The sequence below is a fragment of the Burkholderia aenigmatica genome, assembly GCF_902499175.1.
Lineage (GTDB): Bacteria > Pseudomonadota > Gammaproteobacteria > Burkholderiales > Burkholderiaceae > Burkholderia > Burkholderia aenigmatica.
Window position 1 is genome coordinate 47,701 of record NZ_CABVQC010000013.1, and the last position, 21,271, is coordinate 68,971.

Genomic DNA, 21,271 nt, shown 5'->3' on the forward strand with positions numbered 1-21,271 from the left:
TTTCCGCCCCACCGCCGGCGACAGACAGGGCGCGACGATGTTGAACTGCCGCCAGCTTACTCGTCGAACGGCCCGGCTTCGAAGGTGGCCACTCCGTCGGCATACTCTCGCACCCATATATCGCGGTGATCCTCGCCAGAGCCCTTTACTGCGAACGACGCATTCGGTAGGCATGAAGCCAGCTTGTCGAACAGCATGACGATCGCCACGCTGTTCAGAAAGAAGAGCGTTGAAGTCGGTAGCGCCGAACCACATGCTTCGGTGAGGTTGGTCAATACGTCGTGGCTTAGCGAATATTCGTCAAGAAACCTCAAGAGTTCCTCACGGACACTGGCAACATTCAGCGGCTCACCATCGAACGGATGAACCGAAACCTGAGTGTGAAAGCTCATTCGAACTTGCTCCGTTATTTTTCTCATTCAAACACTGGCTCTTCACGGTGTGCGGAGCGAATCGTGATCTTCGACGATCTACTGACCGTTGTTGATCGGCCAGGTTTGGCCTTTCGTGGGCAGTTCACCCTTCTGCGCGGCCTTCACGAAGCGTGCCGAGCCTGCTGGTGAACTGCGGCTTCTCTTCGACGCAAATCAAAGATCGATTGACTCTCAACATCAGCCCCAGTACACTACGCGCCGCGGGGTGGAGCAGTCTGGCAGCTCGTCGGGCTCATAACCCGAAGGTCGTAGGTTCAAATCCTACCCCCGCAACCAATACCGAAGCCCGCTCTGCGAAAGCAAGCGGGCTTCTTGCTTTCCGCATGCAGTGCTGCGTGCGCACTGCCTGGCAGCCGCGCATACGAATCGACGCACAATCAACCGCCGGCATCCCCTGCGACACACGATCGCAACCCGTCCGATCGCCACGGCCTCACACCGCACATTGTGTAGAATTCCGAACCTTCTTCAGCCATCCGGGCTCACGCAATGATTCGAGCGATCGCGGCACTCGCCGCGCTTTCAGCGATGGCCGGCACGGCTGCTGCCGCCGATACCATCATCGCGCCTGCGAAGCCGCGCTATGTCAGCCCCGGCATCGCCAACGTCACGGGCGCAGCGGCACCGCGCGCGGAACACCTCTCTTCCAACTCACACTGCCGTGAACTGGCCGCCGGTATCGACGCAGTCAAGCACACCCCCGACCGCGGCCAAAAAGTCGTGCGCGGGATGGGCCCGGACGGCAAGCCGCGTAACGAACTGCGCGCTTACGACAAGCGCGCCGATCTCGAAACCGAGCATCACCGGCTCGGCTGCCGATAACGAACGCAACGCCGCCCGGTCATTTCACGCCGGGCGTCGGCATTCACGCCTTCACGCGTTCGCGCCGCCATCGATCGTCAACCCGGTCCCGTTGATCGACCGCCCTTCCGGCCCGACCACGAACGCGACGAGTGCCGCCACGTCGTCTGCCTTGCCGTACTGCGGAATCGCCATCCGCGAACGCTGCGCGCTGGCATGTTCGCCGTCAGCCGGATTCATGTCGGTATCCGTCGACCCCGGATGCACGATATTGACCGTGATGCCACGCGGGCCCAGATCGCGCGCGAGCCCCTGCGTCCAGCCGATCAGCGCGGCCTTGCTCGCCGCGTAGAGGCTCATCCCCGCATCGGGCACGCGCGTGGCGAGGCTACTGCCGGTCGACACGATGCGCCCGCCCTCCCCGAGATGCCGCGCTGCCGCCTGCGACGCGACGATCACCGCGCGCACGTTCACGTTCAGCGTCGCGTCGATATCGTCGAGCGTGAGGTCGTCCAGCGCCCCGGCCCGGAAAATCCCCGCGTTGTTGACGAGGATGTCGAGACCGCCGAACGCCTCCGCGGCACGATCGACCGCGTCGCGCACGGCCACCGGATCGGCGCTGTCGGCCTGGATCGCGACGGCGCGGCGGCCCAGCGCCTCGATGCCGGCGACGACGGCCAGCGCCCGCTCGGCCGATTTCTCGTAGGTAATCGCGACGTCCGCGCCATCGGCCGCCAGCCGTTTCGCGATCGCCGCACCGATGCCGCGGCTGCCGCCCGTGATGAGTACACGCTTGCCCTGAAGTCGGTTCATGTCGGTTCCTTTCCTAATTTATGTAACGACCGACACAGAATGTGGCAAGTTGCGCGGCACAGTCAATTGATTTAATTTATCGATCGATACAGATATCGATGAAGGAACGGACGCAATGGCTGAGCGAGGCCGACCGAGAAGCTTCGACAAGGAAGCGGCGCTGGAGCGCGCGATGGAGGTGTTCTGGCGCCTCGGCTACGAAGGCGCGTCGATGACCGACCTGACGGCCGCGATGGGCATCGCGTCACCGAGCCTGTATGCGGCGTTCGGCAGCAAGGAAGCGCTGTTCCGGCAAGCGCTCGAGCACTACGGCGCAACGGAAGGGCGGGAAATCTGGGGGGGCGTCGAACAGGCCGGCAGCGCGCACGACGCCGTGCGGAACTACCTGATGGATACCGCACGCGTGTTCACGCGGCGGTCGAAGCCGGCAGGCTGCCTGATCGTACTGTCGGCGCTGCACCCGGCCGAACACTCCGACACGGTCCGGCAAACGCTGATCGCGATGCGCGAGCGTACGGTCGAGAATCTGCGCGAACGCCTCGCGCAAGGTGTCGCGACCGGTGAGATTGCGGCGCAAGCGAACCTCGACGCGATCGCGCGGTACTACGTGACGGTCCAGCAGGGGATGTCGATTCAGGCTCGCGACGGTGCGAGCCGTCGCGATCTGGAGGCCGTCGCGCAAGCCGCACTGGCCGCCTGGCCGGCACTCGTCGGCACGGGTGGCGCAGGCGGCGCGTAACGGCAGGACGCCGCCGCGCGCCGCGTCGGCACGTTACTGCTTTGCCGCGTGCTGCACGTCCTTCGACGCATGCCACACGCGATAGCGCACCTCGAAGCCATCCGGCACATAGACGACGAGCGGCAGGCGGCTGTTGTAGCGCAGCAGCTGGCCGTCACCACGCACCTGCACGAACCGTTGCTGCGGCGCCTGGCCCGGGCACGCCATCAGCGTCGATGCAGGCCCCTTCACGTCGGTGAGCTGGTAGTACGTATAGCCCCAGCCCTTCACGTCCTCTGCGGTCAACTCGCCGCCGAACCACTGCTGGTTGCAGTCGGTCTGCAGCGTCTTGCCGATCATCAGCTCGACGCGCGCATCGCCTTCGTTCTCGAGCGCGGGCAGCGCGATCACGACGCGCTGCTGGCCGGCCGCTGCCTGCGGAAACATCTTGATCGACTCGGCCGGCACGGCGGGCGCCGATGCAGGCCCGGCCACGCAGGCGGCGGCAGTCGTCACGCAGAAGGCGGCCAGCGCGGCCCGGATCGCGAATTTCATCGATGTACTCCTGAAAACAAATGAGTCCCGGATGCTAACACTTTCGCCGCACGACCTTACGACGCTGTAATTTGAAGACACAATTGCAAACAGCTGGCAATTCCCTTGCGCGGTATTTATAGGGGAACCAACGGAGAACATCATGCTGAAGCTCATTGCTGCCGCCGGCGTAGCGACCCTGCTGGCCGGCTGCGTCGTCGCCCCGGACGCCGGATACGGCTACGGGCAGCCCTACTATTCCGATCCCGGCTACGGGTACGCGCCGTCGCCCGTGTACGGCACGGTCAATATCTGGGGCGGTGGCGGCGGACGCGACTGGGATCGCGGCCGGCGCGATTACCATCGCTGGGACGGTGATCGCGGCAACCGTGGCGATCATGGCGACCGCGGCAATCGCGGCAACGGCTGGGGGCACGGCGACGGGCGCCGCGGCGACTGGAACGATGGCGGCGGAGGCGGCGGCCATCGCCACTGACGCACATTTGCAACCGTTTGTATCCGTGCACGGGCCGCCGACGGCCGACACGTCATGCAGGCGAACGAACGGCTGCGCAAAAGACCAAGGCCCTCGCGTCAAGCGAGGGCCTTCTGTCGTCCGCTGCGGAGAAGTGACCGTCGGCGGTGTCGGACGTCCGACGCCGACCGCACACGCACCGCGCGTCCGCCTGCTTACCAGCCGGCCGGCTGCGCGTAGCCGCCCGACACGGGCGCGCCGCACACATACGCGCGCTGGTAGCGGTCGTAGCAATAGTTCGGGCCGTCGTCCTGGTACTGCGCCTGCTGGTAGGTCGGATAGGCGGGCTGCTGGTACGCGGGCGCCTGGTAGTACGTCGGCGGCTGATAGGCCGGTGCCTGGTACGCGGGTGCCTGATACGCGACGGGCGGATTCATCGCGGACGTCACGATCGCGCCCAGCACCGCGCCGCCGATCAATGCGCCGATGACGGCGCCGCCGTCGCGGCCATGCGCGGACGCCGGGCCTGCCACGGCAAGCGAACCGGCGAGGACACACACTGCGGCAATTTTTTTCATGATGGACTCCCACGCGAAGTGGTACTGGATGCGATGCATTGTGGCGGCACGCGGCCGTAATAGATGCAGCAAGTGGTAACGCGCGATTACCGGTATCACGCACACCGAAACGCGCCGCCGCCGTGCTACGATTTTCGGCATACAGGAGACGCCTTCATGCAGCCCGAAACCGCCCGCCGTTTCGATACCGAATTCGCCCCGCGCATCGCGCAGGCGATCGCCGCCTTCTTCGCCGAACACGTGCTGACCGACGTCGTCCCGTATGGCGGCCACGGGCACCCGACGCGCGTGCAGATCCGCAGCGCGCCGCATGAGCATGTCAGCGGCTTCGAGCATCCGCTGAACCTCGAGCTGACCTGGGACACCGACGAAATCGAGCGGCTGATGGATCCGGACGGCCCGCAGCGCTTCGAGCACTACCTGGCCGCACTGCCGAAAAAACTGGGCGCGTGGCAGGGCGCACGCGACATCGATCTCCTGTCGCGCACGCAGGCCGACCCGCTCGTGCGGCTCGGCGGCCTCGACTTCGAAGGCTGAGTGCCGGCGTCGCGCAATGCGGCCCGGTGATACACTCGACCGGCCCCGCTCCGGTGCCGTTGCGCCGGCCGGGCCGCTCATCGCCGCCTCCACCCTTCCGCATGGTTGCGCACGCAACCGGCAACCGGGCGCGCGGACAACCACGCATTTGCTCCCGCCATGAACGCCGATACCGGCCTGCCGCTTCCGCAACGCTACTGGGCAATCCTCTGCGTCGCACTGGGCATCACGCTCGCCGTGCTCGACGGCGCCATCGCGAACGTCGCGCTGCCGACCATCGCGCGCGACCTGCACGCATCCGACGCCGCATCGATCTGGATCGTCAACGCGTATCAACTCGCGGTCACGATCACGCTGCTGCCGCTCGCGTCGCTCGGCGAACGCATCGGCTATCGCCGCGTCTACATCGCCGGGCTCGCGCTGTTCACCGCGGCGTCGCTCGGCTGCGCGCTTGCCGGCTCGCTGCCGATGCTGGCCGTGATGCGCGTGATCCAGGGTTTCGGCGCGGCCGGCATCATGAGCGTCAACGCGGCGCTCGTGCGGATGATCTACCCGTCGTCGATGCTCGGGCGCGGGCTGTCGATCAACGCGATGGTGGTGGCGCTGTCGTCGGCGATCGGGCCGACGGTCGCGTCCGCGATCCTGTCGTTCGCGTCGTGGCCGTGGCTCTTCGCCGTCAACGTGCCGATCGGCATCGCCGCGGTATTCGGTAGCCTGCGCGCGCTACCGGCCAACACGCTGCACGATGCGCCATACGATTTCGCGAGCGCGCTGATGAACGCATGCGTGTTCGGCCTGCTGATCACGGCCGTGGACGGACTCGGTCACGGCGAAGGCCATGCGTACGTCGCGGCCGAGCTGGCCGTCGCGTTCGTCGTCGGCTACTTCTTCGTGAAGCGCCAGCTGTCTCAGCCGGCGCCGCTGCTGCCCGTCGACCTGATGCGCATCCCGATGTTCGCGCTGTCGGTCTATACGTCGATGGCGTCGTTCACGTCGCAAATGCTCGCGTTCGTCGCGCTGCCGTTCTGGCTGCAGAACTCGCTCGGCTTCTCGCAGGTCGAGACGGGCCTCTACATGACGCCGTGGCCGCTCGTGATCGTGTTCGCCGCGCCGCTCGCGGGCGTGCTGTCGGATCGCTATTCGGCCGGCATCCTCGGCGGGATCGGGCTCGCGCTGTTCGCAGCCGGGCTGCTGTCGCTCGCGACGATCGGCGCGCATCCGGGCACCGTCGACATCGTGTGGCGGATGGCGCTGTGCGGTGCGGGCTTCGGGTTGTTCCAGTCGCCGAACAACCGCGCGATGCTGTCGTCGGCGCCGCGCGAACGCAGCGGTGGCGCGGGTGGCATGCTGAGCACCGCGCGGCTGACCGGGCAGACGCTTGGCGCCGCGCTCGTTGCATTGATTTTCGGGCTCGTGCCCGATCGCGGGCCGACGATTGCGCTCTATGTCGCCGCGGCATTCGCGGCAGTGGCCGCGGTCGTCAGCATGCTGCGCATCGCGTCGCCACGGCCGGACGCCGCGACCTGACACCGCCGCACACCGCCCGCCGATCCGCGCGTCATTCGGCGTCGAGCGCGTCCATCACGAAACGCACGCGCGCCTGCACGCTCTCGCGCGGCAGTTCGATCAGCCGGTAGCCATATGACGTGTAGCACTCGACCATCGCGTCGTAGGTGCGCACGGCTTCCGCGAAATCCTGGCGGCGCTCGGTATCCTGCGCATAGATGTCCGGCCACGGTGGCGCGATGAACACGCGCCCGTGATAGCGGAAACGGCGGGCGGCGGCTTCCGCATGCGCGGGTACCGCCAGACCCGTCAGCCGCAGGTAGCCGACCACGTCCGGCACGCCACGATCGAAGAACACGGGCCCGCGCGCGTGGTGCGCGAGATCATACGAGCGCATCTCCCAGCTCAGCATCAGTTCGGCGAACGCAGCCGGGTCGCGCCACGGCAACGCCTGACCGTCGATCGCCATCTGGTCGCGGATCACGCCGCGCCCGGCTTCCTGCGAGCGCGCGAAGCTGGCGTGCTCAAGCGCGTCGAGCAACGTGCTCTTGCCCGATCCCGGGCCACCGGTCACGACGAAAAAGCGGCGGGTGGCGTCGTCGGTCGCGTCGTCGGCGCCGCCGGGCGCCTGCACGAACTCACGCATGCACGATCCGCCGGCCCGCGCGCCGCGTGACCGACGCGGCGGCTGCGACACTGCGCAAGTCGGCGACGAACGTATCGCGCCAGACCGACAGGTCGTTCCCGCGCAGCCGCGCGAGGTTCTCCTCGTGGCGCGCCTGCCGCTCCGCGAGCGGCATCGACAGCGCGCGCTCGAGTGCCTCGGCCATCTGCGACAGGTCGTACGGATTGACGAGGAGCGCGCCGGTCAGCTCAGCCGCCGCGCCCGCGAACTCCGACAGCACGAGTACGCCCGGATCGGCCGGATCCTGCGACGCGACGTACTCCTTCGCAACGAGATTCATCCCGTCGCGCAACGGCGTCACGTAGCCGACCTGCGACATCCGGAAGAACGCCATCAGCAGGTTGCGCTCGTACTTGCGGTTCAGGTACTGGATCGGCGTCCAGTCGAGCTGCGAGAAGCGACCGTTGATGCGACCGGCCTCGCCTTCGAGCGTTTCGCGAATGTCCTGATACGTCTTCACGTCGGAACGCGTCGGCGGCGCGATCTGCAGGAGCGACACGCGCCCCTGCCAGCCCGGCGCGTTCGCGAGCATCCGCTCGAACGACTGGAAGCGTTCGACGAGCCCCTTCGAATAATCGAGGCGGTCGACGCTCATCACCAGCTTGCGGCCGTCGAGCGCCTCGCGCAGCATCTTCACCGGCTTGCGCGTGCCGTACTGGACGGCCGCCTGCGCGATCGCGTCGGGATGCACGCCGATCGGATAGGCGGCGACCTTCACGACGCGACCGTGCGCATGCAGCATCCCGTCGTCGCTCGCCGCGCCGATCCCGCGCCGCTCGATGTAGTCGGTGAACGCCTGCTTGTCGGCCTCGGTCTGGAAGCCGGCCACGTCGTACGCGCACATGAACTTCACGAGCTCCTCGTGCGGCGGCACGAGACGCAGCATGTCGGGCGACGGAAACGGAATGTGCAGGAAAAAGCCGATCGGGTTCTTCACGCCGAGCTCGCGCAGGTAATGCGCGAACGGCAACAGGTGATAGTCGTGCACCCAGATCAGGTCGTCGGGACGCAGCAAGGCGGCGAGCTGCTTCGCGAGCATCGCGTTCACGCGCAAATAGCCCGCGTACTCCTGGCGATCGAAGCGCGCGAGATCGCCGCGGTAATGGAACACCGGCCACAACGTCGCGTTCGAGAAACCGCGGTAATACTGGTCGTAGTCGCGCCGGGTCAGCCCGACCGTCGCATAGGTGACGTTGCCGTCCCGCTGGATCGCGGGCTCGGTGTCAGGGGCGCCGACGATCTCGCCGTTCCAGCCGAACCAGACGCCGCCCGTTTCCTTCAGCGCGTCCATCACGCCGACCGCCAGGCCGCCCGCGCTCGGGCGCGTGTCCTCGCCGGCGGCGACACGGTTCGATACCACGATCAATCTGCTCATGCGGCTTCCCCTCCTCGATTCGATTGGCTGGCGCGCGGCGCGCGCCAAGGCGGACACGGCTGCCCGAAGGCGGCCATGCGGCGATTCAGTTGTGAGCAATGCAGGTGTGAAAGGCAGCGGCGGAATTCGGCGGCAACGGCATCAGGCGTCCTGCTCCTGGCCGAGATCGCGCTGATAGTCGAGCCCTTCCGGGCGGGCGCCGCCCTGGTTGTGATCGCCGTCGGACGGCGGCGTCTCGCCGGGCGCGCCGGCAGGCGGTGCCGACGGCGCGTCGGTCTGCGGACGCGGCCGGTCCGCCCCAGCATCGGGCGGCCGAGGCGAAAACCGTTTCGAACGGCGCATGGCTGGGTGTCTCATGTGCGGCGCGGCCCGAGGCCGTCGTAGAAACATTCCATAACTGAACAGTCTAGGTCGCTTCCTTGCACGTCAGAGTAACAATTGCCTTCAATTTGTAACGTTTCGACCCCTCACGATTCATCTATCCGACAATAGCGCCGCGCGCACGCGCGCGGCATGCCGTCCGGCGATTTGTCAAAGCTTTGCAGTTTTCCTATGACAATTGCGAAACAATGACGCGGCATGAGGGCGCGCACGCGTTGCCGCTCACCCAGACAGGACTTGCACTCAGGGATGAACATTCGTTTCGAATCGCCGCGCCGGGCCATGCCGGCGCGCGTCGTGCTGGCCGCGATCGCCACGGCCGCACTGCTGTCCGGCTGCAACTCGCTGTACAGCGAGGGCGCGACAGCCGGCGCCGGTATCGCGGGCGCCGCGATCGCCTCCAAGGTCACCAACAACGCCGCCGTCGCGACGGGCATCGGTCTCGGCGCCGTCGCCGGTGCGCGTGCGGGTGTCCAGTACACGCAGCGCGTCGCACACCGTTACACACAGGAACAGATCGCGAAGGCCGCCGGCCCGCTCGACGTGGGCGGCGTCGCGCCGTGGTCGACGCACCACTCGTTCCCGATCGAGGACGACGAGCAGGGTCGCGTGACGGTCAGCCGGATGATCAGTGTCGGCCCGCTCGACTGCAAGGAAATCGTGTTCGCGGTCGACACGCCCGCGAAACCCGACAAGGCCGCGCAATCGGCGTTCTACGTCGCCACGATCTGCCGCGACGGCCCCGTGTGGAAATGGGCGTCGGCCGAACCGGCGACCGAACGCTGGGGCGCGCTGCAATGAGCGTCGCGCTCCGTATCGCGGCCATCGGCGCGCTGTGCGCGGCGACGGCCACGCTGTCGGGCTGCGGGTCGGTCGGTGCAGCGAGCGGCGCACTCGCCGGCGCGGCGACGGGCCTCGTCACCGCGAATCCGGCGGTCGGCGTCGGTGTCGGCATTGCCGTGCAGGCCGCGACCGACGAAGCCGTCAACCGCACAATGAAGCAGCTCCATCAGAACCAGCAAGACGCGATCGCGAAGGTGGTCGGCAGCCTGGCCGTCGGCGAAGTGAAGCCGTGGAAGGTGAAGAACACGCTGCCGCTGGAAAACGGCGAAGGCGAGGTGCGCGTCGCGCGCGCTTACTCGACGCCGCTCGCGCTGTGCAAGGAATTCGCGTTCTCGGTGAAGGACGGCAACAAGGCCGACTGGTATTTCGCGAATGCCTGCCAGCAAGGCACGCACTGGAAGTGGGCGTCGGTGGAACCGGCGGTCGATCGGTGGGGGAATCTGCAGTAAGCAGCCCCCGCTGCCCCGGACTTCGCGCGAGCCCCCGTCACCCTGCCCTCGATTCCGGCAGACAATGCATCGTCCGGATTCCGGACAATCGATCCGGCTCAGCGGACGGCTTTCCCGATCAGATCGCTCAGATAGCGCTCCAGCACGCTGAACCGGACGATCGACGCATTCCGCCACGTCGGATGCGGACTCGCCGCGGCCCTGACGTCGACCGGCAAATCATCCCTCAGCCACATCTCCGGAACGTGCAGCCTGGTGTAGGTTCCGCCCGCGATTTCCTCCAGAACCATGTGTCCGCACCGCGGATATTCGTGGAACGAACCGGATAGCGCTCGGACGAACATGAGGGCACGCTCCCCGACTTGCAGCGGTACGTTACCCCAAGTCGGTGGACCGCCGACGAACTCGATCTCTGCCCCGAGATGGTCCTGTGTGATGCACTTTCCAGTGGAATAGATGCGCTCGACCTTCGCACGAAAAACTTGCGGGCGCGGAGAATCGAGAACGGCTATGAGCACCAGATCGAACGTTTCCGCCGCGACGGTATAAAGCCCCTGCTTCTCGTTCATGGGTGCCGTTGGGATCGTTGACGAGGCACGAAGGCATCGAATCAACGACGCAATCGCAGGGATTCATCGCGCGAGCCTCCGGCCTCTTTCCCGTCAGCGCATCAGCGATGCGCATCTCCGGCAGATGTCCCGGCCGCAACGCACGCAGCGTCCTGCTACGCCGGCGAACCCGGCGCCACGGATAAGCCGCGTTCGCATTGACTCGAAGCGGTCGAATGAAACCGCGAAACCGCAAAACCGGCATTCAGGCGACATGCGCCCGAATGCCCCGCCGACTTCAGGACTCGACGTCCTCGAGACTGAAAATCTCCGTCTGGTCGTTGTACGAGAAGATCTCGCCGTAACGGCCCCAGTCGATCACCGCGTCGAGCGTCTCCTCGGCGGCGCCGTCCGACAGGAAATCCTCCAGCTCCTGCTCGAAGCGCACGCGCGGCGCACGATGCCCCGGGCGCTCGTTCAGCACCTTCTTGATCCGCGCCGCAAGCGGCACGTGCTTCAACAGGTGATCCGCGAACATCAGCTTGCGCTCCTGCGTGCCAAATTCCGCGAACACACGTCCCGGCGGCGTCAGGAACACGTCGCCTTCCCGCACGTCCGCGAAACCGAGGTACTGCAGCACTTCCGCGATCGGGAACAGGTCGTCGACCTCCAGATGCAGCGTGCGCGCGATTTCCGGCATGTCAGCGCGGCCATGGTACGGCGCCATCGCGAGCGTCTCGATCAGACCGGCCATCAGGTTGGTCGACACCTGCGGCAGCCAGCTGCCGAGTTCCAGCCCCTTCTTCGTCGCCTCGCCGGTCTGGCGGGCGGTCATCTTCGCGTAGATGTCGTCGACCAGCTTGCGGAACGCCGGGTCGAGCCGGTTGCGCGGATGCTTGAACGGCACCTTGATCTCGGCGATCACGCGGCCCGGGTTCGACGACAGCACGAGGATCCGGTCGCACATGAACACCGCTTCCTCGATGTTGTGCGTGACGATCAGCACCGACTTGATCGGCATCCGGCCCTGCGTCCACAGGTCAAGCAGGTCGGTACGCAGCGTCTCGGCGGTCAGCACGTCGAGTGCCGAGAACGGCTCGTCCATCAGCAGGATCGTCGGATCGACGACGAGCGCGCGCGCGAAGCCCACGCGCTGGCGCATGCCGCCCGACAGCTCGCGCGGGTACGCGTTTTCGAAGCCGTCGAGACCGATCAGATCGATCGCAGCAAGCGCACGCTCGCGCCGCTCGCGCGCGCCGACGCCGAGCGCCTCGAGACCGGCTTCCACGTTCTGCAGCACAGTGAGCCACGGGAACAGCGCGAAGGTCTGGAACACCATCGCGACGCCTTCGGCCGGGCCGGTCAGCGGCTTGCCGAGATAGGTCACTTCACCACCGGTCGGCTCGATGAGCCCGGCGATGATCCGCAGCAGCGTCGACTTGCCCGAGCCGGAGCGGCCAAGCAGGCCGACGATCTCGCCTTCGCGCAGCGACAGGTTCGCATCATCGAGCACGAGCAGTTCGCCCTGCGTCTTGTTGAAGCCGCGACAGACGTGATCGACGCGCAGGATTTCCTCACCGAGGCGCGGCGGCTGGTTCGTCTGGACGGGGGCGTTTACAGCATTCGGATTGTGCATCGCGTTTCGCTCTCAATCGGTCTCAGTCGAGCCGCAGCTTCGCTTCCGCGAAGGCATACAGCGGACGCCACAGCAGGCGGTTGAACAGGGTGACGAACAGGGACATCACGGCGATGCCCAGGATGATCTTCGGAAAATCGCCGGTGGCGGTGGTCTGCGCGATATAGGCACCGAGGCCGTGCGCCTCGATCTTGGTATTGCCCCACTGCACGGCTTCCGACACGATGCTCGCGTTCCACGCGCCGCCCGATGCGGTGATCGCGCCGGTCACGTAGTACGGGAAGATGCCGGGCAGGATCGCCTGCCGCCACCATTGCCAGCCACGGATGCGGAAGTTCGTCGCCGCTTCGCGATAGTCGTTCGGGTAGGACGTTGCGCCGGCGATCACGTTGAACAGGATATACCACTGCGTGCCGAGCACGATCAGCGGCGACAGCCAGATATCGGCGTTCAGGTGGAAACGCGCGATCACGATCACGAACGCCGGGAACAGCAGGTTGGCCGGGAACGCGGCGAGGAACTGCGCAAGCGGCTGCAGCTTCTCGGCGAGCCGCGGGCGCAGCCCGATCCACACGCCGATCGGCACCCAGATCACCGACGCGATCGCGATCAGCACGACCACGCGCAGCAGCGTGACGAGCCCGAGCACGAGCACATGGCCGACCTCGGCCATCGTCACGCCGGTCGACACGAAGCTGATGACGCGCCACACGATATAGGCCGTGCCGATCAGCACGAGGATCGCCCACGCGATGTCGACCGTGCGTGATGCCTTCCTCTCGACTTTCGGCAGCGAGAAGCGCATCGCACCCGACAGCGGCAAGCGCAGCGGAATCCGCGCGGCCTTCGCGAAGAACCAGCCGGCCGGCACGAGCAGCTGATGAATCAGGCGCGTGCGGCGCACGAGGTCGAGCAGCCAGGATTGCGGCGCATCGCCCGACGCGGTGTTCTCCATCCGGAACTTGTCGGCCCACGCGATCAGCGGGCGGAACAGCAGTTGGTCGTACGCGACGATCACGACCGTCATCGTGAGGATCACCCAGCCGATCGCACCGAGGTTCTTGTCCGAGATCGCCTGCGCGAGATACGCGCCGACGCCCGGCAGCGTGATGGTCTGGTTGCCGACGGTGATCGCCTCCGACGCGACGACGAAGAACCAGCCGCCCGACATCGACATCATCATGTTCCAGATCAGGCCCGGCATCGAAAACGGCACCTCGAGCTTCCAGAAGCGCTGCCACGACGTCAGGTGGAAACCGCGCGACACTTCGTCGAGGTCGCGCGGCACGGTGCGCAGCGACTGGTAGAAGCTGAACGTCATGTTCCACGCCTGGCTCGTGAAGATCGCGAAGATCGCCGCGAGCTCGGCGCCGAGCACGCGGCTCGGGAACAGCGCGAGGAAGAACGTGACGGTGAACGAGATGAAGCCGAGCACCGGCACCGACTGCAGGATGTCGAGGATCGGGATCAGCACCATGCCCGCACGCCGGCTCTTGGCCGCGAGCGTGCCGTACACGAGCGTGAACACGAGCGACGCGACCATCGCGGCAAGCATCCGCAGCGTGGTGCGCAACGCGTATTCGGGCAGGTTCGACGGGTCGAGCGAGATCTTCTGCGTCTGCAGGGTGCCGATCGGCGCCATCGTTTCGTGGAAACCGACGACCGCCATCGCGATCAGGCAGATGATCAGCGGAAACGCGATGAAGTCCCACCGGTTCGGCAGAACGCGCCACGCGGACGCGTTGGCGGTCCGGTTCGGATTGAAGAATCCGACGTCCATCAGGCGCCCTCCCCGGTAAGGCCGAACGAAGCCGGCAGTCGATGTTGATTCATGGCAAAGCGCACGGATGCGGTAATTCGATTGACTGACGATCGCGCGCGAGCGCGAGGCGCCTTGCGTGCGTGCGCTGCCGCGCCCCGACGAGTCGGCCCGCGACGGCACGACACTACACCAACCTGTATTTCAGGTACAACCGTCCGGGAACGGCGCAGGCGGCGCACGGATCGTGCCTGGCGCGCGGGCGGATGGCGGATGCGCGGTTCGAGCAGCCCGGCCGCAGTCCTTCGGCCGGCATGCAGGCCCGAATTATGCCGTGATCCGGCCCGGCCGGGAACCCGCCAGCCGCACGCGCGCACAAACCCTGTCCAGCGTCACCAGCCGGATATGACTATGCGGGTATGATCGGGGCTGGCCCTTGGGGTCGGTGGCGGCCGTTCTGATGGCAACGCATGCGCGTTCCTTCTGTCAACAGGCCCTGGGGATCGATCGACGAGCGGGAGGAAAGGGAATGGCAGGAAACTTGGTGATCGTCTGCCGCGATCAGGATGCCGACGCGTTCTACGAACTGATGCAGGAGTACGGGTCGTTCCAGACGCGGCTGTCGTCGACGGCGTGGTACCTGAACATGAACGTCGTGCCTGAATCGCTGCAGGAGGAAATCCTGGAGCGCCTCGGCCGGTACACGACCGTCTATATCTTCGAGGCCACCACCGTGACCTACAACACCATCGACAGCAACGCGGCCGAAACGCTCGGCACGCTGTTCGAATGATGCCGCGCGGCGCCAGCCCGGCCGGGTTGGCGCCGCAGCCGCTTATGCGGCCTGTGCGTGGGGCTCGTCCTTCGGCACGACCTCGAACGGGAATGTCATCGAGACGCGCAGGCCGCCTTCGGGGCGGTTGCCGATGTCGCACGCCCCACCCAGCCTGAGTACGAGCCGCTCGACGATCGCGAGCCCGAGCCCGCTGTGGCCGTTCCCGCCGCGCGCGGGGTCGAGCCGCACGAACGGCCGCGTCGCCGCCGCGAGGTCGCGCGGCGCGATCCCGCCGCCGCTGTCGCTGACCGACAGCACGTAGCCGGCCGGCGTGCGCGCCGTCTCCACCAGCACGGGCGGCGCACCGTACGCATGCGCGTTGTCCAGCAGGTTCGACAGGATCCGGTCGAGCGTCGCCGTCGGCAGCCGGAAGCCCGGGTCGGCGTCGAGCCGGGTCTGGACCGTCGGCGCGTTCGGCGCGACCGCACGGTAGCTGCGCGCGATCCGCTCGCACGCCTGATCGACCGGCACCGGTTCGCTGCGATCGGAGCCGCCGTGTGCAAACACCAGGAATTGATCGACGATATGCGACATCGAATCGACGTCGCGCACCACCCCGTCGCGCAACCGGACGTCGTCCATCATTTCCGCCCGCAGCCGCATCCGCGCAAGCGGCGTGCGCAGGTCGTGCGCCACGCCGGCCAGCATCACTGCCCGGTCGCTCTCGGCCTGCGACACCTGCTCCACCATCTGGTTGAAGCCATGCGTGAGCTGGCGCAGCTCGCGCGGGCCGCGCTCGCGCAGCGGCGGCACCGGCTGGCCGCGGCCGAAGCGCGCAACCGCACGTGCGAGCGACCGCAGCGGCTGCTGCAGTTGCCACGCCGCGAACAGCGCGGCGATCACGCCGGCCGAGAAGATCGTGCCGAGCCACAGCAGCATCCGGTCGAGCGAGCGCGGCGGCCGCAGCGGTTGCACCGGCACCACGATCCAGTTGCGGTCGGTCGGCTCCTTCACCCACAGCACGGGCGGATGGCCGGGCGCACCGATCTCGACGCGCGTGCCGGGCGGCATCCGCTCGCTCACGTCGTCGCGGAACCGCTTGAGCGCCGCCGGCAGGCTCGACGGATCGCCATTCGGCACGTCGGCGCTGCCCGGTGTCACGAGCCGCACACGCGATGGCAACGGCTGGTCGGGCGTGCGCTCGACGTGCTGGCGCACCGCGTCGACCAGGAACGCGGCCTCTTCGACCGCGTAGCGCGTCTGCATCTGGCTGCGCTCGAGCCGCATCGCGAAAAACCACGCGAAGTGCGACAGGAGCAGGACACCGATGACGAGCAGCGCCAGCCGCCCGAACAGTGAATCAATGGGTTTGCGCATGGGCCTCGCCGTCGGGCACGAACACATAGCCGCGCCCGCGGACCGTCTGGATGAAGCGCGGCGTCGACGGATCCGTTTCGAGGATGCGGCGCAGACGCCATACCTGGACGTCGATGCCGCGGTCGGTGCCGTCGTACTCGGGCCCGTGCAGCAGCTCGAGCAGCCGCTCGCGCGTGAGCGTGCGCAGCGCATGGTTCACGAAGATCTTCAGCAGCGCGAATTCGCTGCTCGACAGCGTGGCGGGCTTGCCGTCGACCGACAGCGTGCGCGCCTGGAAGTCGAGCACGAAGCGGCCGAACGCGAACGGCTCGCGCTGTTCGGGTGCCGCCGCCGACGGCGTCGCGCGGCGGCGGCGCAGCACGGCCTGCACGCGCGCGAGCAGCTCGCGCGGGTTGAACGGCTTGCCGAGGTAGTCGTCCGCGCCGAGCTCGAGCCCGACGATGCGGTCGACGTCGTCCGCACGCGCGGTCAGCATGATCACGGGGATATCGTCGCCGGCCGCGCGCAGCTGGCGCAGCGCGGTCAGGCCGTCGACGCCCGGCATCATCAGGTCCAGCACGATCAGGTCGGGCCGCTCGCGCTCAAGGCGCTTCTCGAGCGTGGCCGCGTCGTGCAGCACGGACACTTCCATCCCCTGGCGCACGAGGTAGTCGCGCAGCAGGTCTCGGAGTTCTTGGTCGTCGTCGACGATGAGGATCTGGGTAGTCATGGCTCGAAGTTTACCGCGCGAGGGCGGAGTCAAAGAACGAAACAAAGGGACGAAAGGGTTACTGCGGGTTACGGCGCAAGGGAACTGTAATGCGCGGTAACCCGGCCACCGCCCCACGTAACACCAGCCGGGGTCCGCATCGCTAACCTGCGTCTTACCGGATGCGGTACACGGCTTGCCCGGTACCGCATCGCCGGACCCTTTGGATACAAGGAGTTTCTGAAATGTATAAGAAGACTTCCCGCGTGGCCATCGCGGCCGCCACCGTGCTCGCTCTCGCATTCGGCACCGCACACGCCGCGCAGCCCAACGACATGCCGCCTCCGGGCGGCCCTGGCGCCCACCAGATGCACGGCGGGCACGACGGCGGCCCGTTCGGCGTGATCATGAAACTGCACGACCAGCTGAAGCTCAACGCGTCGCAGGAACAACAATGGCAGACGGCCATCAACACGATGAAGCAGAACCGTGATGCGATGCGCAAGAGCCACGAGCAGATGCGCGAGCAGTTCAAGGCGCAGCAGAACCAGCCGATTCTCGACTTGAACGCGATGCACACCGCCCGCCAGCAGGCCGAGCAGCAGAACGCGCAGCTGCGCGAGCAGACGTCCGCCGCATGGCTCGCGTTCTACAACGGGCTGAACGACCAGCAGAAGACCACGGTCAGCACGGCGCTCAAGCAGCAGTTCGCGAAGATGGAGCAGCGCCACGAGAAGATGAAGGAGCGCTGGGAGCAGCATCGTGCGGCCAAGGCCGCGTCGGCGCCGGCGCAGTAAGCCTGCGGGCCGCTCCGCGGAGCGGCATCGAAGGGGACGCGGGCACCGGCCCGCGTCCCCTTTTTTGCGTTTCAGGCGACGTCGAACAGCAGCACCTCGGCCGCCCGGCCGCGCGCGAACGCCACCGCGTCCACGCCTCCGATCCGCGCGCCGTCGCCCGCAGCCAGCGCGCGACCGTTCACCTCGACGTCGCCGCGCACCACATGCACATAGGCGCGGCGTCCGGCCGGTACGTCGAACGCCGTCGCCTCGTCGCCGTCGATCAGCCCCGTAAAGATGCGTGCGTCCGCACACATCGGCAGCGCGCCGTCGCCACCATCCGGCGCCGCGACGAGCCGCAGCCGGCCGCGTTTCTCGTCGTCGGCGAAGCGCGTCTGCACGTAGCCGGGCCGGCCGCCCGCCCCGGCTGGCGCAAGCCAGATCCGCAGCAGGTGCAACGGCTCGTCACACGATGCATTGGTTTCGCTCAGCATCACGCCGGAGCCGGCGCTCATGCGCTGCACGCCGCCCGCGCGGACGATCGCGCCGTTGCCGAGGCTGTCGCGATGCGCGAGCGCGCCGTCGAGCACGTAGGTGACGATTTCCGCGTCCCGGTACGGCCGCATCCCGTAGCCGCGGGTCGGCGCGATGCATTCCTCGTTCAGTTCACGCAACGCGCCGAAGACCGGCGAACCGCCCCGGCCGGCCCCACAAGGAAAGCTGTGATGGAATTCGTGCCAACCCTGGCTACGCTGGTCGCGATCGGCGGCGCGGCGAATCTGAAACATGGGACGGACACTCCGTGAGATGCGTTGTTGTGGCATGCCGCCACTGTATGAGTGTGCCAATCGCGCCACAATCCGCCGCCTGCGCACCGCATCGTTGCACCTGCGAATGCAATCAATGCAATGTCCATTGCAAATACAATGATTGTCGCAACAACCGGATCAATGCGTCGAAGAATCGACCGGTCGGCCCGGATTGCCGGTTTGCGGGTATCGCGTTCGGGTAAAATACCGCCCTTTTGGCGTTCGCCGTTCCGGCGGCCGCCATCGCCAGAGCGCCGATCGGCGAATTTTGGCCGTCTAGAATACGCCGCGGCGCCCGGTTCGACCGGCCGCGAGCGCTCCCGAAAAGTCAGCAACAGAAGGATGGAAATGAAGAAGGCCGCCCTGTGCGCCGCCCTCGCCCTCATGGCGGGCAGCGCCTTCGCGAAGGAGTGGAAGACCGTGCGGATCGGCGTCGACGCCAGCTACCCGCCGTTCGAGTCGACCGCGCCGAGCGGCGAGATCGTCGGTTTCGACGTCGATCTCACCAAGGAAATCTGCAAGCGGATCAACGTGAAATGCGTGTGGGTGGCGCAGGATCTCGACGGAGTCATCCCGGCGCTGAAGGCGAAGAAGTACGACGTCATCGTGTCGTCGCTGACCGTCACGGACAAGCGCCGCGAACAGATCGACTTCTCCGACAAGGTCTATGACGCGCCGGCGCGGATGATCGCGAAGACCGGCTCGCCGTTGCTGCCGACGATCGCCTCGCTGAAGGGCAAGCGCGTGGGCGTCGAGCAGGGCTCGACGCAGGAAACCTACGCGAAGACCTACTGGGAGCCGCAGGGCGTGACGATCATTCCTTACCAGAACCAGGACCAGGTCTACGCCGATCTCGGCTCGGGCCGCCTCGACGCGACGCTGCAGGACGAGTTGCAGGCCGACTACGGCTTCCTGCGCACGCCGCGCGGCAAGGGTTTCGCGTTTGCCGGGCCGGAAGTGAAGGATCCGAAGACGATCGGCGACGGCACCGCGATCGGCCTGCGCAAGGAAGATACGGACCTGAAGCTCAAGATCAACAAGGCGCTGGCCGACATGCACAAGGACGGCACGTACGACCGGCTGTCGCACAAGTATTTCGCGTTCAGCGTCTATTCGGCTTCGGCCCGCTGAGCAACGAAAAGAAGAGACAACGGATGCGGGGGCGGCCCCGTATCCGCGCAGTACAGACAGTCAACCACGCGCCGCCCGCCCCCTTGCCCGCCGCTCGCGCGACGGGCGGGCCCGGCACCGACGCCGGGGCGGACGGTCATGATACGTACGGGGCGTTCCGCGCAGCTTGGCGGGCGCGTCTTTCGCGGCGCACCGCGTGCGCCCTAAAGGACCACACCAGGGACCACATATGTTTCTACAAGGTTACGGCCCGCTGATCCTCGCTGGCACCTGGCAAACCGTCAAACTGGCGGTGCTTTCGCTTGCGCTGTCGTTCCTGCTGGGCCTGCTCGGCGCGGGCGCGAAGCTGTCGCGCAACCGCTTCACGAGCGGTGTCGGCACCGTCTACACGACGCTGATCCGCGGCGTGCCCGACCTCGTGCTGATGCTGCTGCTGTTCTACAGCCTGCAGATCTGGCTGAACATGGCGACCGACGCGCTCGGCTGGGACCAGATCGACATCGACCCGTTCCTCGCCGGCGTGCTCGTGCTCGGCTTCATCTACGGCGCGTATTTCACCGAGACGTTCCGCGGCGCGTTCCTGTCGGTGCCGCGCGGCCAGCTCGAAGCCGGCAGCGCGTACGGGATGACGAACTGGCAGGTGTTCACGCGGGTCATGTTCCCGCAGATGATGCGCTTCGCGCTGCCGGGGATCGGCAACAACTGGCAGGTGCTCGTGAAGTCGACCGCGCTCGTGTCGATCATCGGCCTGGCCGACGTCGTGAAGGCGTCGCAGGACGCCGGCAAGGGCACGCTGCGGTTCTTCTTCTTCACGCTGATCGCGGGGGCCGTCTACCTCGCGATCACGACGATCTCGAACTTCGTGCTGATGTGGCTCGAAAAGCGCTACTCGACCGGCGTCCGCAAGGCTGACCTATGATCGACCTCATCCAAGAATACTGGCGCAACTACCTCTTCACCGACGGCTACCGCATCACCGGTGTCGCGATCACGCTGTGGCTGCTGGTCGTGTCGATCGGCCTCGGCTTCTGCCTGTCGGTGCCGCTCGCGGTCGCGCGCGTGTCGAAGAAGAAGTGGCTGTCGGGCGCCGTGTGGCTCTATACGTACGTGTTCCGCGGCACGCCGCTCTACGTGCAGCTGCTGCTCTGCTACACGGGCCTCTACAGCCTGCAGGTCGTGCGCGGCACGCCGATGCTCGACGCGTTCTTCCGCGACGGGATGCACTGCACGCTGCTCGCGTTCACGCTGAACACCTGCGCGTACACCACCGAGATCTTCGCAGGCGCGATCAAGGCGACCTCCTACGGCGAGATCGAAGCCGCGCGCGCGTACGGGATGTCCTCCTTCACGATGTACCGCCGCGTGATCCTGCCGTCGGCGCTGCGCCGCGCGCTGCCGCTGTACAGCAACGAAGTGATCCTGATGCTGCACGCGACCACCGTCGCGTTCACGGCGACCGTGCCGGACATCCTGAAGATCGCCCGCGACGTGAACTCGGCGACCTACATGTCGTTCCATGCGTTCGGCATTGCCGCCCTGCTCTATCTCGTGATCTCGTTCACGCTCGTCTGGCTGTTCCGCCAGGCCGAGCGCCGCTGGCTCGCGTATCTGCGCCCGCAAGGCAAGTAAGTTTTCGCAGGACT

25 protein-coding genes and 1 tRNA gene are annotated in these 21,271 nt (G+C 66.7%); 13 read left to right on the forward strand and 13 right to left on the reverse strand.

Annotated elements, in window-relative coordinates:
- Window positions 1-56: 56 nt before the first annotated feature.
- Window positions 57-392, reverse strand: a complete 336-nt coding sequence (locus BDO18943_RS11850; protein WP_235995955.1) for a hypothetical protein — start codon at window positions 390-392, stop codon at window positions 57-59.
- A gap of 241 nt (window positions 393-633) precedes the next feature.
- On the opposite strand from BDO18943_RS11850, the gene BDO18943_RS11855 reads away from it, so the two are divergent.
- Window positions 634-710: transfer RNA gene (locus BDO18943_RS11855), tRNA-Met, on the forward strand.
- A gap of 252 nt (window positions 711-962) precedes the next feature.
- On the forward strand, window positions 963-1,256 hold the full coding sequence (locus BDO18943_RS11860) for a hypothetical protein (RefSeq protein WP_235995957.1): 294 nt from the start codon (window positions 963-965) through the stop codon (window positions 1,254-1,256).
- A gap of 51 nt (window positions 1,257-1,307) precedes the next feature.
- Here the strand turns inward: BDO18943_RS11860 and BDO18943_RS11865 are convergent, their stop codons facing one another.
- The gene (locus BDO18943_RS11865) at window positions 1,308-2,048 is read right to left on the reverse strand and encodes an SDR family NAD(P)-dependent oxidoreductase (RefSeq protein WP_175022443.1); all 741 of its coding nucleotides are present in this window, start codon (window positions 2,046-2,048) and stop codon (window positions 1,308-1,310) included.
- Window positions 2,049-2,163: 115 nt separating this feature from the next.
- Here BDO18943_RS11865 and BDO18943_RS11870 point away from each other — a divergent pair, with 115 nt between their 5' ends.
- Window positions 2,164-2,787 (forward strand): TetR/AcrR family transcriptional regulator, encoded by a 624-nt coding sequence (locus BDO18943_RS11870; RefSeq protein WP_175022444.1) that lies wholly within the window; start codon window positions 2,164-2,166, stop codon window positions 2,785-2,787.
- Window positions 2,788-2,820: 33 nt separating this feature from the next.
- On the opposite strand, the gene eco is transcribed toward BDO18943_RS11870, so the two are convergent.
- On the reverse strand, window positions 2,821-3,321 hold the full coding sequence (eco, locus tag BDO18943_RS11875) for a serine protease inhibitor ecotin (RefSeq protein ID WP_089451084.1): 501 nt from the start codon (window positions 3,319-3,321) through the stop codon (window positions 2,821-2,823).
- A 142-nt stretch (window positions 3,322-3,463) separates the two neighbouring features.
- Here eco and BDO18943_RS11880 point away from each other — a divergent pair, with 142 nt between their 5' ends.
- Window positions 3,464-3,796, forward strand: a complete 333-nt coding sequence (locus BDO18943_RS11880; RefSeq protein WP_043189673.1) for a hypothetical protein — start codon at window positions 3,464-3,466, stop codon at window positions 3,794-3,796.
- 194 nt (window positions 3,797-3,990) lie between these two features.
- Here BDO18943_RS11880 and BDO18943_RS11885 read toward each other — a convergent pair whose 3' ends face one another.
- A complete protein-coding gene (locus BDO18943_RS11885; RefSeq protein WP_011352835.1) occupies window positions 3,991-4,392 on the reverse strand; it encodes a hypothetical protein in 402 nt (133 codons plus the stop codon).
- A 117-nt stretch (window positions 4,393-4,509) separates the two neighbouring features.
- Here BDO18943_RS11885 and BDO18943_RS11890 point away from each other — a divergent pair, with 117 nt between their 5' ends.
- On the forward strand, window positions 4,510-4,890 hold the full coding sequence (locus BDO18943_RS11890) for a DUF5594 family protein (RefSeq protein WP_175022445.1): 381 nt from the start codon (window positions 4,510-4,512) through the stop codon (window positions 4,888-4,890).
- A gap of 159 nt (window positions 4,891-5,049) precedes the next feature.
- Window positions 5,050-6,417 carry an MFS transporter gene (locus tag BDO18943_RS11895; protein WP_043189681.1) on the forward strand — a complete coding sequence of 456 codons (1,368 nt, stop codon included), beginning with the start codon at window positions 5,050-5,052 and terminating at the stop codon, window positions 6,415-6,417.
- 31 nt (window positions 6,418-6,448) lie between these two features.
- Here BDO18943_RS11895 and BDO18943_RS11900 read toward each other — a convergent pair whose 3' ends face one another.
- The 3 genes from BDO18943_RS11900 to BDO18943_RS11910 form a co-directional block, all read right to left on the reverse strand.
- Window positions 6,449-7,042: an AAA family ATPase gene (locus BDO18943_RS11900; RefSeq protein ID WP_175022446.1), complete on the reverse strand. Its 594-nt coding sequence runs from the start codon at window positions 7,040-7,042 to the stop codon at window positions 6,449-6,451.
- A complete protein-coding gene (otsA, locus tag BDO18943_RS11905; RefSeq protein WP_175022447.1) occupies window positions 7,035-8,456 on the reverse strand; it encodes an alpha,alpha-trehalose-phosphate synthase (UDP-forming) in 1,422 nt (473 codons plus the stop codon). The genes BDO18943_RS11900 and otsA overlap by 8 nt, the downstream gene beginning before the upstream one ends.
- A gap of 141 nt (window positions 8,457-8,597) precedes the next feature.
- Window positions 8,598-8,798 carry a hypothetical protein gene (locus tag BDO18943_RS11910; RefSeq protein ID WP_175022448.1) on the reverse strand — a complete coding sequence of 67 codons (201 nt, stop codon included), beginning with the start codon at window positions 8,796-8,798 and terminating at the stop codon, window positions 8,598-8,600.
- Between the two features lie 288 nt (window positions 8,799-9,086).
- On the opposite strand from BDO18943_RS11910, the gene BDO18943_RS11915 reads away from it, so the two are divergent.
- Both BDO18943_RS11915 and BDO18943_RS11920 read left to right on the forward strand, forming a co-directional pair.
- Window positions 9,087-9,638 (forward strand): hypothetical protein, encoded by a 552-nt coding sequence (locus BDO18943_RS11915; RefSeq protein WP_043189694.1) that lies wholly within the window; start codon window positions 9,087-9,089, stop codon window positions 9,636-9,638.
- On the forward strand, window positions 9,635-10,129 hold the full coding sequence (locus BDO18943_RS11920; protein WP_175022449.1) for a hypothetical protein: 495 nt from the start codon (window positions 9,635-9,637) through the stop codon (window positions 10,127-10,129). The genes BDO18943_RS11915 and BDO18943_RS11920 overlap by 4 nt, the downstream gene beginning before the upstream one ends.
- A gap of 98 nt (window positions 10,130-10,227) precedes the next feature.
- Here BDO18943_RS11920 and BDO18943_RS11925 read toward each other — a convergent pair whose 3' ends face one another.
- The 3 genes from BDO18943_RS11925 to BDO18943_RS11935 all read right to left on the reverse strand — a co-directional run bounded on the left by BDO18943_RS11925 (window position 10,228) and on the right by BDO18943_RS11935 (window position 14,093).
- Window positions 10,228-10,698, reverse strand: coding sequence for a hypothetical protein (locus BDO18943_RS11925; RefSeq protein WP_175022450.1), 471 nt, complete (start codon window positions 10,696-10,698; stop codon window positions 10,228-10,230).
- Between the two features lie 277 nt (window positions 10,699-10,975).
- Entirely contained in the window at window positions 10,976-12,313 is a 1,338-nt protein-coding gene (locus tag BDO18943_RS11930) for an ABC transporter ATP-binding protein (protein ID WP_039368511.1), read from the reverse strand.
- Between the two features lie 22 nt (window positions 12,314-12,335).
- Window positions 12,336-14,093: an ABC transporter permease gene (locus BDO18943_RS11935; RefSeq protein WP_175022451.1), complete on the reverse strand. Its 1,758-nt coding sequence runs from the start codon at window positions 14,091-14,093 to the stop codon at window positions 12,336-12,338.
- 508 nt (window positions 14,094-14,601) lie between these two features.
- Here BDO18943_RS11935 and BDO18943_RS11940 point away from each other — a divergent pair.
- Complete coding sequence (locus BDO18943_RS11940) at window positions 14,602-14,865, forward strand: double-stranded DNA-specific endonuclease (protein WP_011352846.1); 264 nt, start codon at window positions 14,602-14,604, stop codon at window positions 14,863-14,865.
- A gap of 42 nt (window positions 14,866-14,907) precedes the next feature.
- Here the strand turns inward: BDO18943_RS11940 and BDO18943_RS11945 are convergent, their stop codons facing one another.
- Window positions 14,908-16,224 (reverse strand): ATP-binding protein, encoded by a 1,317-nt coding sequence (locus tag BDO18943_RS11945; RefSeq protein WP_175022452.1) that lies wholly within the window; start codon window positions 16,222-16,224, stop codon window positions 14,908-14,910.
- Window positions 16,208-16,933: a response regulator gene (locus BDO18943_RS11950; protein WP_009693256.1), complete on the reverse strand. Its 726-nt coding sequence runs from the start codon at window positions 16,931-16,933 to the stop codon at window positions 16,208-16,210. The genes BDO18943_RS11945 and BDO18943_RS11950 overlap by 17 nt, the downstream gene beginning before the upstream one ends.
- 224 nt (window positions 16,934-17,157) lie before the next feature.
- On the opposite strand from BDO18943_RS11950, the gene BDO18943_RS11955 reads away from it, so the two are divergent.
- Window positions 17,158-17,709 (forward strand): periplasmic heavy metal sensor, encoded by a 552-nt coding sequence (locus BDO18943_RS11955; protein WP_175022453.1) that lies wholly within the window; start codon window positions 17,158-17,160, stop codon window positions 17,707-17,709.
- Between the two features lie 71 nt (window positions 17,710-17,780).
- On the opposite strand, the gene BDO18943_RS11960 is transcribed toward BDO18943_RS11955, so the two are convergent.
- The gene (locus tag BDO18943_RS11960) at window positions 17,781-18,476 is read right to left on the reverse strand and encodes a pirin family protein (RefSeq protein WP_175022454.1); all 696 of its coding nucleotides are present in this window, start codon (window positions 18,474-18,476) and stop codon (window positions 17,781-17,783) included.
- A 369-nt stretch (window positions 18,477-18,845) separates the two neighbouring features.
- On the opposite strand from BDO18943_RS11960, the gene BDO18943_RS11965 reads away from it, so the two are divergent.
- The 3 genes from BDO18943_RS11965 to BDO18943_RS11975 all read left to right on the forward strand — a co-directional run bounded on the left by BDO18943_RS11965 (window position 18,846) and on the right by BDO18943_RS11975 (window position 21,257).
- Window positions 18,846-19,628 carry an ABC transporter substrate-binding protein gene (locus BDO18943_RS11965; RefSeq protein ID WP_043189736.1) on the forward strand — a complete coding sequence of 261 codons (783 nt, stop codon included), beginning with the start codon at window positions 18,846-18,848 and terminating at the stop codon, window positions 19,626-19,628.
- A 229-nt stretch (window positions 19,629-19,857) separates the two neighbouring features.
- On the forward strand, window positions 19,858-20,547 hold the full coding sequence (locus BDO18943_RS11970; RefSeq protein ID WP_175022455.1) for an ABC transporter permease: 690 nt from the start codon (window positions 19,858-19,860) through the stop codon (window positions 20,545-20,547).
- Window positions 20,544-21,257, forward strand: a complete 714-nt coding sequence (locus BDO18943_RS11975; protein WP_043189740.1) for an ABC transporter permease — start codon at window positions 20,544-20,546, stop codon at window positions 21,255-21,257. Before BDO18943_RS11970 ends, BDO18943_RS11975 begins: the two co-directional genes overlap by 4 nt.
- Window positions 21,258-21,271: the final 14 nt, after the last annotated feature.